Below are 12,790 nucleotides of genomic sequence, written 5' to 3'. Positions count from 1 at the left end.
TTGATAGCAAGTGGAAATAACCGCTGCGAGGATCCCATGGCCGGTTCGCGTGTCGGGCATGCCCGGCTCAGAAGCGGCCGAAGAGCCAGGCCCCGGGCTGGGTCGGCGTGGGATTCAGGCAGAACTCGCGGATGGCGGTGATGAGCTCGTCGGTGGTGATGGTGTCGGAGTCGTCGAGGTCGAGCCGGTCGAAGATCTCGGACGCCTCCGCGGGTGTCTGCTCGCAGCCGACCAGCAGGCGAACCAGTTCCTCGCGATCGAGCACCCCGTTGCGGTCGGCGTCGGCCAGCTCGATGACCGCCTGTGCCAGCGGCGCGATATCCCGGTCGAATGCGTCGTTGTCCCGGTGTGTTTCGAGCCAATCGCGAAATTCCGTCTCGGTGATCCGCCCGTCCCGGTTGGCGTCGGCCCGCTCGGCCAGCGACTGCCACAGCGCCCGGTATCCCGCGCGGACGGCGAGCGCCCGGGACGAACCCGGAGGTTCGCCGTAGGCCTGTGCCAGCCGCAGGGCGAAGGCATCGAAGTCGTCGACGGTCAGATAGCCGTCGCCGGTGATGTCCAGCAGCCCGAACCCGTTTCGCGGTGCCGCCGCCGCGGCGGCCATCCGTTCGCCGACCCAGTCGAGCAGATCGGGGACGGCCGACAGCATCCCCGTATGGTCCGCTTCCACGCAGGTGACCTGGCTGATGTCGGATCCCGCGCGCCGGGCCGCGGCGGCGAATCGCTCCACGGCGGCCATGGGCAGCACCGCGTCCGCGGTGCCGGCCGCGAGCAGGACCGGCCGGTCGAAGCGGGCGGCGGGAACCCGGCAGGCGCGCAGCATGTCCTCGACACCGGGACGCCGGATCAGTTCGGTGGTGCCGATATCGGCATTGGTCAACACCGTGACCGCATAGTGGACATCGCGGACGGGGGCGTGCTCGGCGAGTCCGAGGAGGCGCTGACCCAGGCCGGTCATGAACTCCTCGGTCGCCAAGCCTCGGGTGATGCGCAGCCCGGCCAGCAGATAGGGCAGGAACAGGGTGACCGGCGCGGTGTCGTCGGCGGTTTGCAGGCCCACGATCAGCGGCAGCTCCACCGGCGGGGCCAATGCCACGGTGCCTCGAAAGTCGAGGTCGGGGGCGTATTTGGTGGCCATCAGTCCGGCGAACAGCGCGGCGTGCCCGCCCTGGGAGAAGCCGACCGCGACCCAGCGCGGACTCAACCGGTGCCCGAGCCCGCGCGCGGCGCGCACGATATCGACCACGTCGTCGGCGGCGGCCTCACCGTTGAAATACGGATGCGGCCCCGGGGATGCCAGGCCCTCGTAGTCGGTGACCGTTACGCAGTAACCGGCGGCCAGCCACCCGGCCACGTGCCGGCTCTCCGGTCGCGACAATCCGGCTATCGACGGGGCGGTGTGGTCGGCCAGTCCGGTCGTGCCGTGCGCGTAGCTGATCACGGGCCAGCCGTCGGCGGGTGCGTCGCCTTCCGGGAGGAAGACCGATCCCGACACGATCCGGCCCGAGCCGTCGTATCCGATGCCCTGATACCAGACGCGATAGCCCACGCCGGTGTGCGCGGGCCGCAGCGCGTCCGGGAGTTCTTCGCTGCGAACCAGGGTGCCCGGGTGAAAGGCATTGTCCGGCAATGATTTTTCCGCTGTGACCATCGTCCGCTCCGTCCCGGGGCCGGTTCATCTGATGTCGAGCTTGCGGTAGCCAGAAGGTAGCGATGCGATTGTAGTCGGCGATACCGGAAATTCCGGGCAATCCGCCCCAGGGATTACCCCCGGGGCGGAGCGTTCATCCTCCGGGTGGATCCCCGATGTGCGCGCATGCCGTTGGATGGGACTCTCGTGCCAGTCGATTCGGACCGCGGAAGGAACTCCCCGACGTGAATATCGCCGTGCTGACCACCTGGGTGTGGCTGGCCTTCGAAATCGCTCTGCGCGTGCGGGATCGGGTGCGCGGCACCGGCTCCACCGCCGGCGACGGCCGCACCCGATTCACCATCATGCTGCTGGTCGCGGGCTCGATGATCGCCGCCAATGTGGTGGTGGTGCTCCTGCCCGCCGACAGTCCGCTGCGGTTTCCCGGCCCGGCGGTGGTTTGGCAGATCGCCGGTATCGCGCTCATGTGGCTGGGCCTGGTGATCCGTGCCTGGGCAATCGCGGTGCTGGGCAAGCATTTCCGCACCACCGTCGAGGTGGATGTCGACCAGCCGGTCATCGAACACGGGCCCTACCACTGGATTCGCCACCCGTCCTACACCGGCGTCCTGCTCATCACGCTGGGCTTCGGCATAGCCACCGCCACCCTGCCCTCACTGCTGCTCACCACCGTCATCCCGACCTACGCCTTCCTCCGCCGCATCAACCTGGAGGAGAAGACCCTCGTCGCGACCCTGGGCGCTCCGTACGAGACCTACCGCCTCGGGACGAAGCGCCTGGTTCCCGGCGTCTACTGAGCCCCGACTCCGGTTTCCTCGTAACGGATCTCGTACTTCGCGGCGACCGGATTGATCTTCACCGGATCCAGCGCCCCGTCGGTGAGCACCGCCGGTCCCGCCTCGAACAGATCCTCCAGATAGCATTCCCAGCCGCCCGGCGAGGAGATCTGGATGAGCCGGGGCGGCGGTGTGGACCCGCAGCGCAGAGCATGCGGAATGCCGTGGGGGAGTAGTACGAACATGCCCTCGGTGGCGTGCTCGACGCGATCGTCGAACTCCACTTCGAGGGTGCCTTCGAGCACGTAGATGCACTCGTCGGCCACGTGATGGGTGTGGCGGGGGATATCGCGGGCGAGGGTCACTTCCAGCAGGGAAAACCGGCCCTCGGTATCGGAGGTGGTGGCCTTCACGGCGAAGGCGGGCGGCAGGGGAACACGGCCGGGGCGCACGGCGCCGGGGTCGAGGAGCAGGAATCGATTGTGGGACATGGTGGTACCCTTTCGACCGAAGAGAAACGGAACCGGAATCCGGATCCGTTTCGAGTGTAGGCCGGAAGGGAAGTCTGGTGTCAAGCCCGTCATCGCCGTCACGCAAGGCGCGCGCCGATGCGTCGCGCAACCGCGATCGCATTCTGGAGGTCGCGCGAAACCTGTTCGCGGAGCGCGGAAGTCAGGTCCAGCTGCCGGAGGTGGCGCGCGCCGCCGGGGTCGGGATCGGCACGGTGTACCGGCACTTTCCGACCCAGGCCGACCTCATCGAAGCCGCTGCGGCGCAACGCTTCGCCGAGATCGAGGAATACGCGCGGACCGCCTGTCTGGTCGGCGAGCCCGGTCGGGGTCTGTGGCGCTATCTGAACCATGTCGGTGAAACCCTGGCCGCCGACAGTGGTTTGTCGGCCGCCATCGAGGCGGCCCGGCATTCACCCGGCAGTGCGCCGCGCGGCGAAGCCCTCGCCGGTCTCGAGGTCGTGATCGGCGACATCATCGAATCCGATTGCGCCGCAGGCGCACTGCGTGCGGATCTCACCGTCGCCGATGTGTACATGGTGGTCGGTGCATTGTCCGCCACAATCAGCACGGGGAGCGGCGACTGGCGGCGGCTGCTCGCGTTGCAGTTCGAGGGTCTGAGGCCTGCCTGAAAAGTACTGTGACGGAACGTACTTCGACTTAGGCGGGGTCGGCTCCCATGGGATTGGGGTAGGGCACCTCGCCGCTGCGGGCGACAGCCCGGGCGGCGGGGGCCAGGATCGAGAGAGTTTCGACCATGCCCGGGACATCGCGATAAGCTGTCATGGCCAGTGCATCGGTGCGAGCCTCGATGTGCTGGCGCAATGCGCGCCCGGCGTCGGTGAGTCCGGTGGCATCGAGCAGACCGCGTTCGCGCAGGCGATCCTGCGCCGCCTGCCAATCGGTTTCGCTCCAGCCGCGATTGTCGCGCCACATCTGCTCGGGAGTCCCCGTCGAGGCCGAGAACAGCACGTGCGCCTCGCACCCGTCGATGCCCTCGGTCAGCAGGCACGCCACGTGTCCGTCGCCACGATGCTCGCGCAGCGCGGTGGCGGCCTGCCACAACGCGTGCACCGCATCGCCCGGCGTCGGCAGATCGCGATTGGCGGCGAAGAGCGGACGGCCGCCGGCGGGCGCGGCATTGATCGCGTCCCGCAGATGCGGCACCGCCCGAGCGGCGATGGTGACGATGTCGGGCACCACATTCCGCAGCACCGCCGCCGCGGCAATCGTCCGGGTCGCGATGACCGCGTCCGGCGTCGCATACGTCCAGGCGTCGGGAATGGCCCGCCGCACCATCGCCGGATGGAAGTTGTAGAAGGCGGCCTCGACCACCGACGGCCCGACCGCGCCCAGCGGCGCCGAACGCGACGCGAAGTACCCCATCCAGAATCCGCGCAGGCCAACCGCTTTATTGGCGGCAATGCAGTCGGGGGCGAAGTAGGAGACCGCGTGCAGCGGCTCCAGCACGCGCCACATATCGCGGGCGAACGCGTTGTCCATGGCCCACACCTTAGTGTCTGAGTTGAGCGAACTGTAGCCAGATTGGGGCGCGGATCGCGTCACATACTTGGTATGTGCTGGTAACCCAGTTTGATGTCCAGGCAACATTCCGGACCGCACAATTCCTCCCATGACCGAGATCCAGATGCGGTCGGCCTACGGCGATCGGGTGATCGCCGTCGAGCCCGGCGGAGACGATTACATTCCCGAGGAAGCCCGCCACGGGACTCCGCGAAAGCTGTTCTGGACCTGGATGTCCCCGAACATGGAGTTCGCCACCGTGTTCGTGGGCGTGCTCGCGGTCACCGCGTACGGCATGAACTTCTGGCAGGCCACGCTCGGTCTGGCGGTCGGCACCGGGCTCGGCGCGGCCGCGCACTACCTGCTCTCGGCGCGCGGGCCGCTGCACGGCGTTCCGCAGATGGTGCTGGGGCGCTTGGCCTTCGGCTATCGCGGGAACACGCTGCCCGCCGCGTTCATGTCGATCATGTGCGGTGTCGGCTGGTTCGCCACCAACTCCGTCAGCGGCGCGTGGGCGTTGAACTCCCTGACCGGGCTGCCGAAGCTGCCCGCCCTGCTGGTGATCGTGGTGGTGCAGACCGCCTTCGCGTTCTTCGGGCACAACCTGGTGCAGGCGGTGGAGCGCATCGCCTTCCCACTGCTGGCGATCGTGTTCGCCATCGTGACCGTGGTGATCTTCAGCAAGGCGAACCTCGGCGCGCCCGCACCCGAGGGCGGCATGGGCGGTATGGGCGGATTCCTGCTGACCGTCGGCACCGCCTTCGGCTACGGCGCGGGCTGGAACCCCTACGCCGCCGACTACTCCCGCTACCTGCCCGCCTCGGCCTCGCGCCTGGCGACCGGCGGCTACGCCTCGGCCGGACTGTTCCTGTCCTGCTTCTGGCTGACCGTCGTCGGCGCGGCCTCGGCCACCGTGACCAGCACCGCCCAGGGCAGCCCGACCGACGTGTTCACCGCCAATCTGCCCACGCCGCTGGCGGATCTGACCCTGCTGGCCATCGCGGTCGGCGCGGTCGCGGCCAATGCGCTCAATGTCTATTCGGGCGCGATGGCGTTCGTGACCATGGGCTTCCGGTTCTCGGTGCGCACCCAGCGGGCGGTGGTGTCGGCGGCCTTCGGCGTGGTCGGGTTCCTGGTCGCCTGGTGGGCGCTGCCGGACGCGGCGGCCAGCTACGAGGGCTTCCTGCTGATCGTGGCGTACTGGATCGGCCCGTGGCTGGGCGTGGTCTTCGCCGACGAGTATCTGCGGCGCGGGCAGCGCGTCGATCACCTGCTCTACAACCGGTCCTACTCCAATTGGGGTGGCGTCGCGGCCTTCCTGATCGGCCTGGTGGTCTCGGTGCTGCTGTTCTCCAATCAGCAGAAGTTCGTCGGCGCGATCGCCAAGGCGGTCCCGGAGCTCGGCGACATCACCTTCTTCGTCGGCTTCCTGCTCTCCGGCGCGCTCTACCTGCTCGTCAACCGCGCCAGGATTTCTCAGACTCCGGTGGCAGCATGATCGGAATGATCAACGCACAGGAGCTGCTGACCACCGCCTACGAAGAGGCCATGCTCGGACTGCGCGAGGGCGGCATCCCGATCGGCGCCGCCCTGTTCGACAGCAGCGGAAACCTGCTGGGGCGCGGCCACAATCGCCGTGTCCAGAACGACGATCCCAGCGTGCACGCCGAGACCGACGCCTTCCGCAACGCCGGCCGCCGCCGCGACTACCGCGACACCATCATGGTCACCACGCTCTCGCCGTGCTGGTACTGCAGCGGGCTGGTGCGGCAGTTCAATATCGGCGCGGTCATCGTGGGGGAGTCGCGCACCTTCACCGGCGGTCACGATTGGCTTGCCGCGCACGGGGTTTCGGTCACCGTGCTCGACGATCCGGCCTGCGTGGACATGATGACGAGCTTCATCGCGCAGCGGCCGGAGCTGTGGAACGAGGACATAGGAGTGGCGGAATGACGGCGATCGCGACCATCGACCTGGACCGCTGGCGCGCGGGCGGTGACGACGCCGCGCAGGTGCTGCGCGAGGTGGACGCGGGCATGCAGCGCGCCGGATTCCTGCTGGTGCGCGGACACGGTGTGCCGCAAGGGCTTCCGGCCGCCCTGCGCGCGGCCGCCCGGCGCTTCTTTGCGCTGCCGGAAGAGGTGAAGCAGCGCTACGCGGTGTCGGTCGGCGGCCGCGGCTGGATCGGCCCCGGCCTCGAGGCCAACGGCTACTCCGAGGGCACCGAGACCCCGCCCGACCTCAAGGAGACCTTCGCCATCGGCGCGGACACCCGCACCGGCGATGCGCTCGTCGACGACGTGTGGTTCCTCGACAATGTCTGGCCCGCCGAGGTGACCGAACTGCGCGAGCTGTTCCTGGCCTACACCGACGCCGTGCACACCCTCTCCGACGAGCTGCTCGCACTCTTCGCCGAGGCACTCGACCTGCCGCACAACCCCTTTCAGGGTCTGGCCAGTCGTCCCACCTGGACCTGCAATATCAACTGGTACCCGCCCCTGACCGAGGTCGGCCCGCCCGAACCCGGCCAGTTCCGCATCGGCCCGCACACCGATTTCGGCACCGTCACCGTCCTGGACCGCGAGCCCGGCGCGGGCGGCCTGCAGGTCTACACCGAGGACGGCGGCTGGGAGGACGCGCCCTACGATCCGGAGGCCCTCACCGTGAACATCGGTGACCTGCTGGCCTATTGGAGCGGCCAGCGCTGGCCCGCCGGCCGCCACCGCGTCCTCCCGCCCCAGGAATCCGCCCCCGACGAGGACCTGGTCTCGCTCATCTACTTCTACGAACTCGACCACGACGCCCGCGTCACCCCCCTCGCCCCACCCATCGGCCGCATCGACGGCCTGGAACCGGTCGTCTCCGCCGAGTTCCTCCGCACCCGCCTCGACGCCATCACCCTGGGCTGAAATCCCCTGGCCAGCAGTATCTCCGGCGAAATAGACCATCCGGCGAGTTCCCACGGCCGTCGAAGCGGCGGCCGTGGGGGCGACCCTTCCAGCCGGGTGGGGACGGCGCGGACGGAGCGCCCGGGTCGAAAGTTCCCACCGTCATTCCGGCGTGCTTTTGGCCGGAATCCACCTCGGGCGGCGAGATCCCGGCCAAAAGCGCGCCGGGATGACGAGCTGGACCGCCACCAAAGCGCTCAGCGGGCAGGACGAAGGGGCCACACCGGGCCACTCCGTCAGGCGGTAGCGCCCGCGCCCTGCGCGACTGTCGGTGCGGTGCCGGGGTTTCGGCTTCCAGCGCCCCGGAGGCTGACGGCCAGCAGGCCGAGCGCGGCTACGACCAGCGCCGCACCGATCCAGCCCAGCGAGCTCGCACCCCACCACCGCAGGCCCAGACCTCCGGCCGCGCCGCCTATGGCGATGCCGAAATACTGTGCCGAGGCGTTCAGTCCCAGCAGCAGCGGGGAGCCCTGCTGCGACAGTTCCACCAGCCGATGCTGTTGTGCCACAGCCCAGATCCAGCCGGGGATGCCGAAGGCGACGCACCAGACGACGGCGGTGGCGAAGTGTCCTCCGGCCGCCTGCGCCAGCGCCACTACGACGCCCGCGCCGATCAGAGTCAGCGGCATGATTCGGCGTGAGCCCAGCCGGTCGACCAATCTGCCGCCGAGCGTGCTGCCCACCACGGCCGTGAGGCCGTACACCCACAGCAGCGCGGTGAATCGCCCGGTGCTGCCGCCGGTCGCGGTGTGCATGGCCGCCGCGAGGTAGGTGTAGACGGTGAACATGCCGCCGAAGAGCAGCACCGCGTGCAGCAGTCCGGTGGCAATGGTCTTGTCGCGCAACGGCATCAGCCGATCCCGCAGCCGCGCGGGCGCGGGGAGATGAACGGCGGGAACGATCGCCGCGACACCGGCGAGAGCGACCGCGCCGAGCGCCGCCACCAGCCACAGTGTGGCCCGCCAGCTGTATGCGCCGCCGATCCAGGACCCGATCGGCACACCCAGCGCGGTCGCCACCGTGAGCCCGCCGATCACCACCGAAATGGCGCGGCCGCGCCGCTCGGGTGGCGTGAGCGCGGCCGCCACGGCGGTCGCGTTCGGCGTGTACATGGACGCGCCCGCCGCCGCGATCACCCGCGAGGCCAGCACCAGCGCGAAGGTTCCGGCCAGCGCGGTGACGATATTGCCGAGCGTGAACAGCGATAAAGCGATCAGCAGCACCTGTTTTCGGGACAGCCGCGCCGTCGCGGTGGCCAGGATCGGCGACAACAGTGCATAGGACAGTGCGAACACGGTGACGAGCTGCCCGGCCGCCGAGGTCGACACGCCGAGATCCGCCGACACCGGAGCGACCAGCCCCGCGGTCACGAAGGCGTCGATGCCGATGGCAAATGTCCCCAGCGCCAAGGTAATCAGTCGTGAATTCACCCGAGACTCCTCGTGGTGGATGAGCGGGAATCCGCATTAGTTTGACGATCGTCATACTATGAAGACGGTTCGATAGATGTCAAACAATCCAACAATCGTTAGGGTGATGCCATGCGGTACCTGCCCCAACCCGCCACCGGCGATATCGAGTTCGTCGCCGTCATGCACGCGCTCTCCGACCAGGTGCGCCTGCGCCTGCTCGCCGCGCTCGCCGACGACGCCGAACACTCCTGCGCCGCCGCGGCCGAGGGCATCGAGGTGCACAAATCGACCATGTCCCACCACTTCCGCGTACTCCGCGAATCCGGCCTCATCAGCACCCGCCAGGATGGCCGCAACCGCTTCGTGAGCCTGCGCCGCGACGACCTCGACGGCCGCTTCCCGGGCATACTGGACGCCGCGCTCGCCGCCGCCGACCGCCTGCCCGTCGACGGCTGAACCATGTCCGCCCCAGTTGGATCGCGCGCGTTGACGCCCGAACCGCGTTCGCTGCCGGCTGAGCCCCCGCGCGGCAGGTCGGGAACATTGCCTGGCCGCGGGGTGTTGGGAGCGGGCATGACGACGCTTGGATTGATCGGGAGTGGCAATATCGGCGGCACGCTGGCCCGGCTGGCCGTGGCCGCGGGAATCGATGTGGTGCTGAGCAATTCGAGGGGGCCGGAAACCCTGGCCGATCTGGTCGCCGAACTGGGGGACAAGGCGCGCGCGGCCACCCCGGCCGAGGCGGCCGCCGCGGGGGACATCGTGGTGGTGACCGTGCCGTTGAAGGCGTATCAGTCGGTGCCGGTGGATCCGCTGGTCGGCAAGGTGGTCATCGACACCAATAACTACTACCCGGGCCGCGACGGCGAATTCCCCGATATCGAGGCGGGTGTCGCGACGAGTTCCGAACTGCTGCAACGGCATCTGCCGCGCTCGCGGGTCGTGAAGGCGTTCAACAACATCTACTTCAAGCATCTGGCCGTGCTCGGCCGCCCCGCCGGGGCCGATGGCCGGACCGCGCTGCCCATCGCCGGTGACGACGCCGAGGCCAAGCAGGTCGCGGCCCAGCTGATCAGCGAAATCGGCTACGACACAATCGATATCGGCGCGCTCGCCGACGGCTGGCGCACCCAGCCCGAAACCCCCGTCTACGGCGCGCCCTACGCGGTCGCCGAACCGTTCTGGGAGAACCCGGCGGCCCCGGCCGACGCCGAGAAGATCCGCAAGGCGGTCGAGGCAGCCGAACGCTGAGGGTCCACTCCGTCGTCAACCCCGTCATTCCGGCATGTTTTTGGCCGGAATCCACACTGCTGGAGTGGATCCCGGCCAAGAAGCGCGCCGGGATGACGGTGGTGTGCCGCGATGACGGGTGCTACCGCCGCCTCAGTCGTTGCAGATGGCGGTGCGCACCAGGTACGAATCCGAGTACCACAGCGCCGAGCTCTCGGCCGCGTCCGGCGTCGCGCCGTAGCCGCCGGTGTACTTGTTCATCGAGTTCGAGAACGCCGCCGCACCGCAGCCGGTGAAGGTGGTGATGACCGAGCAGCTGAACCGCCCGCACTTGTCGATCGCGGCCTGGCTGGCGCCGCCCTCGGTGTCGTAGTTCCAGGCCCAGCCCAGATCGCCGTTGTCGGACACCGCGATCGCGCCCCAGGCCCCGGCGGCGTTCGCGGGGGCGGCGGGCAGCACGGCGGCGGCGGTGGCGACGGCCAGGCCGGTCAGGGTGAACAGTGTCTTGCGCATGTTGTTCCTAGCGTTGTTCGAACCAATCGCAGTCATGATCGACAGGCGCCGAGAACGCGTTAACCGCTGGATGCGGTGGGGCGCAGGACTTTCCGATCGGAAGTGATCAGCGGGGCGTCGCGAACTCGGCCCAGCGGTTGGCGGTGAGGGTGTAGCCGGGCAGGTCGCCGGTCGACTGCGAGGATTCGTAGATGCGCTCGTAGCCGGTGGTCGCGATGCGCCACACGCCGTTCTCGCGCCGGTAGGTGTCGGTGTAGTAGGCCGCGCCGCGAATCAGAATGCCGTAGTCGGCGGCGATGACGGTGTCCTCCAGCAACCAACTGCCCGTGGCGGTATCACCGTCGACGGTGATCTCGTCGTGGTTGGCCACGTGCACGGTGATGATGTTCTTGCCGTCGAGCGACTTGCGCATGAAGTCGACGATCGCCTCGCGGCCCCGGAACTCGGCGGGCAGCCCGCCGGAGGGGGAGCCGTATTTGCCGACAATGTCCTCGCACATGGTGTCGCCGTACACGTCCCACTGCTTCAGGTCCAGGCCGCGCAGGTAGCGGTGCTTGAGTGCGCGAATCGCTTCGAGTGCTTCGAAATCCATCACCGCAATGTAGCCGAATCGGACCCTTACCTACCAAGCATTTGCTACGGTTCGCCCATGATTTCCACCCTGGTCTGGGGTACGGGCAATGTGGGCCGTGCCGCCATCCGGGCCGTCGCCGCCCACCCCGGGCTGGAATTGACCGGCGTCCTGGTTCACAATCCGGCCAAGGTCGGGCGCGATGCCGGTGAATTGGCCGGGCTGGACGCCGAATTGGGGGTCGCGGCCACCGACGACATCGATGCTGCCCTGGCCGCCGGACCCCGGGCGATCGTGTACGCCGCCTCCGGCGACATTCGCCCCGACGACGCCCTCGCCGATATCGAACGCGCCCTGCGCACCGGAGCCGTAGTGGTCACGCCCGCGCTCTACGCGCTCTACGACCACCGCAGCGCTCCCGCCGAACTCCGCGACCGGGTCGCCAAGGCCATCGATGACGGCGGCGGATCCCTGTTCGTCTCCGGCATCGATCCGGGCTGGGGCAACGACATCCTGCCGCTGCTCATGTCCGGCCTCGGCAGCACCGTGGATGTCCTGCGCTGCCAGGAGATCTTCGACTACACCACCTACGACCAGCCCGATTCGGTGCGCTACCTGGTCGGCATGGGCCAGCCCATGGACTATCAGCCGCCCATGCTCGCGCCCACCATCCCGACCATGGTGTGGGGCGGGCAGATTCGCATGATCGCGCGCGGACTCGGCGTGGCGCTCACCGACATTCGTGAGGTGGTGGAGCGCCGCGCCCTTGACGACACCGTCGAGACCGACCTCATGGGCAAGTTCGAGGCGGGCACCCAGGGCGCGGTGCGCTTCGAGGTGCAGGGCATCGTCGACGGCAGCCCGCGCATCGTCATCGAGCACATCACCCGCATCCACGCCAGCTGCGCGCCGGACTGGCCGCAGCCGCCCAGTGGTGCCGGCGCGCACCGCGTCCTGATCGAGGGCCGCCCGCGCATTGAGATCACCGTCCAGGCCACCGACGAGGACGGCAATCACTCGGCGGGCGGAAACGCCACGGCCGTGGGCAGATTGGTCAATGCCATCCCCTGGCTGGCCGATGCCGAACCCGGCCTCTACGACGCCCTCGACGTCCCGCTGCCCTTCGGCACGCTCGGCCGGCAGTGATATTCCAAAGGAGCAGGAAATGATCATCGACATCCCCGAGGGCAAGGACCCGATCGGCTACGTCTGGGGCGAAATGGTGCCCGGCATCGGCGTGGCCGCCTCCAACTTCTCCCTCGCCGTCTACTCCCACTCCACCCTGGGCCTGCGCGAATTCGAGGCCGCCCGGCTGCGCATCGCCCAGATCAACGGCTGCCTGTTCTGCCTGGACTGGCGCACCGACCGCAATGGCGAGAAGGTCGAGGAGTCCTTCGCCGACGACGTGACCAACTGGCGCACCACCGAGAACTTCGACGACCGCACCCGCATGGCCGCCGAATACGCCGAGGTCTACGCCCTCGACCACCACAGCCTCGACGACGAATTCTTCGAGCGCATGAAGAAGCTGTACACGGACACCGAGATCGTGGAACTCTCCATGTGCCTGGGCTCCTGGCTGGCCTTCGGCCGCCTCAACCACGTCCTGGGCCTCGACGCCGTCTGCGTCCTCCCGGGGCACTCCGCGCAATAGCC

General features: G+C 68.6%; 15 protein-coding genes. 9 read left to right on the top strand and 6 right to left on the bottom strand.

The genetic code is table 11. The annotated features are described in order from the left end of the window. Positions 1-67: 67 nt before the first annotated feature. Positions 68-1,651, bottom strand: coding sequence for a lipase family protein (locus ON43_RS42730; protein ID WP_051179004.1), 1,584 nt, complete (start codon positions 1,649-1,651; stop codon positions 68-70). Positions 1,652-1,875: 224 nt separating this feature from the next. Between ON43_RS42730 and ON43_RS42725 the strand changes: the two genes are divergently transcribed. Continuing rightward, complete coding sequence (locus ON43_RS42725; RefSeq protein ID WP_051179002.1) at positions 1,876-2,448, top strand: methyltransferase family protein; 573 nt, start codon at positions 1,876-1,878, stop codon at positions 2,446-2,448. Here ON43_RS42725 and ON43_RS23190 read toward each other — a convergent pair. Beyond that, positions 2,442-2,918, bottom strand: a complete 477-nt coding sequence (locus ON43_RS23190) for a cupin domain-containing protein (protein WP_040810802.1) — start codon at positions 2,916-2,918, stop codon at positions 2,442-2,444. The genes ON43_RS42725 and ON43_RS23190 overlap by 7 nt on opposite strands. Before the next feature lie 77 nt (positions 2,919-2,995). On the opposite strand from ON43_RS23190, the gene ON43_RS23185 reads away from it, so the two are divergent. Beyond that, positions 2,996-3,568, top strand: a complete 573-nt coding sequence (locus ON43_RS23185; RefSeq protein WP_040810800.1) for a TetR/AcrR family transcriptional regulator — start codon at positions 2,996-2,998, stop codon at positions 3,566-3,568. Between the two features lie 28 nt (positions 3,569-3,596). On the opposite strand, the gene ON43_RS23180 is transcribed toward ON43_RS23185, so the two are convergent. Beyond that, the gene (locus tag ON43_RS23180) at positions 3,597-4,439 is read right to left on the bottom strand and encodes an SCO6745 family protein (RefSeq protein ID WP_040810798.1); all 843 of its coding nucleotides are present in this window, start codon (positions 4,437-4,439) and stop codon (positions 3,597-3,599) included. Positions 4,440-4,569: 130 nt separating this feature from the next. Between ON43_RS23180 and ON43_RS23175 the strand changes: the two genes are divergently transcribed. The 3 genes from ON43_RS23175 to ON43_RS23165 are packed head-to-tail and all read left to right on the top strand — an operon-like array spanning position 4,570 to position 7,369. Further along, complete coding sequence (locus ON43_RS23175; RefSeq protein WP_040810796.1) at positions 4,570-5,958, top strand: purine-cytosine permease family protein; 1,389 nt, start codon at positions 4,570-4,572, stop codon at positions 5,956-5,958. Positions 5,959-5,963: 5 nt separating this feature from the next. Continuing rightward, entirely contained in the window at positions 5,964-6,413 is a 450-nt protein-coding gene (locus tag ON43_RS23170) for a nucleoside deaminase (protein WP_218003340.1), read from the top strand. Beyond that, on the top strand, positions 6,410-7,369 hold the full coding sequence (locus ON43_RS23165) for an isopenicillin N synthase family dioxygenase (RefSeq protein WP_040810789.1): 960 nt from the start codon (positions 6,410-6,412) through the stop codon (positions 7,367-7,369). The genes ON43_RS23170 and ON43_RS23165 overlap by 4 nt, the downstream gene beginning before the upstream one ends. A 275-nt stretch (positions 7,370-7,644) precedes the next feature. Here ON43_RS23165 and ON43_RS23160 read toward each other — a convergent pair whose 3' ends face one another. Beyond that, entirely contained in the window at positions 7,645-8,838 is a 1,194-nt protein-coding gene (locus ON43_RS23160) for an MFS transporter (protein WP_040810787.1), read from the bottom strand. Positions 8,839-8,949: 111 nt separating this feature from the next. Here ON43_RS23160 and ON43_RS23155 point away from each other — a divergent pair, with 111 nt between their 5' ends. Both ON43_RS23155 and ON43_RS23150 read left to right on the top strand, forming a co-directional pair. After that, a complete protein-coding gene (locus ON43_RS23155) occupies positions 8,950-9,276 on the top strand; it encodes an ArsR/SmtB family transcription factor (protein WP_040810786.1) in 327 nt (108 codons plus the stop codon). Between the two features lie 117 nt (positions 9,277-9,393). After that, entirely contained in the window at positions 9,394-10,071 is a 678-nt protein-coding gene (locus tag ON43_RS23150; protein WP_040810784.1) for an NADPH-dependent F420 reductase, read from the top strand. Between the two features lie 132 nt (positions 10,072-10,203). On the opposite strand, the gene ON43_RS23145 is transcribed toward ON43_RS23150, so the two are convergent. Both ON43_RS23145 and ON43_RS23140 read right to left on the bottom strand, forming a co-directional pair. Then, on the bottom strand, positions 10,204-10,563 hold the full coding sequence (locus ON43_RS23145; protein ID WP_051179000.1) for a DUF4189 domain-containing protein: 360 nt from the start codon (positions 10,561-10,563) through the stop codon (positions 10,204-10,206). A 106-nt stretch (positions 10,564-10,669) separates the two neighbouring features. Beyond that, positions 10,670-11,155 (bottom strand): nuclear transport factor 2 family protein, encoded by a 486-nt coding sequence (locus ON43_RS23140; RefSeq protein WP_040810781.1) that lies wholly within the window; start codon positions 11,153-11,155, stop codon positions 10,670-10,672. A gap of 57 nt (positions 11,156-11,212) precedes the next feature. Between ON43_RS23140 and ON43_RS23135 the strand changes: the two genes are divergently transcribed. Both ON43_RS23135 and ON43_RS23130 read left to right on the top strand, forming a co-directional pair. Continuing rightward, positions 11,213-12,280 carry an NAD(P)H-dependent amine dehydrogenase family protein gene (locus ON43_RS23135; RefSeq protein WP_040810779.1) on the top strand — a complete coding sequence of 356 codons (1,068 nt, stop codon included), beginning with the start codon at positions 11,213-11,215 and terminating at the stop codon, positions 12,278-12,280. A gap of 19 nt (positions 12,281-12,299) precedes the next feature. Then, the gene (locus tag ON43_RS23130; protein ID WP_040810777.1) at positions 12,300-12,788 is read left to right on the top strand and encodes a carboxymuconolactone decarboxylase family protein; all 489 of its coding nucleotides are present in this window, start codon (positions 12,300-12,302) and stop codon (positions 12,786-12,788) included. Positions 12,789-12,790: the final 2 nt, after the last annotated feature.

It is taken from the genome of Nocardia concava NBRC 100430 (assembly GCF_000308815.1).
GTDB classification, from domain to species: Bacteria; Actinomycetota; Actinomycetes; order Mycobacteriales; family Mycobacteriaceae; genus Nocardia; species Nocardia concava.
This window is presented reverse-complemented; position numbering and strand designations above follow the sequence as displayed.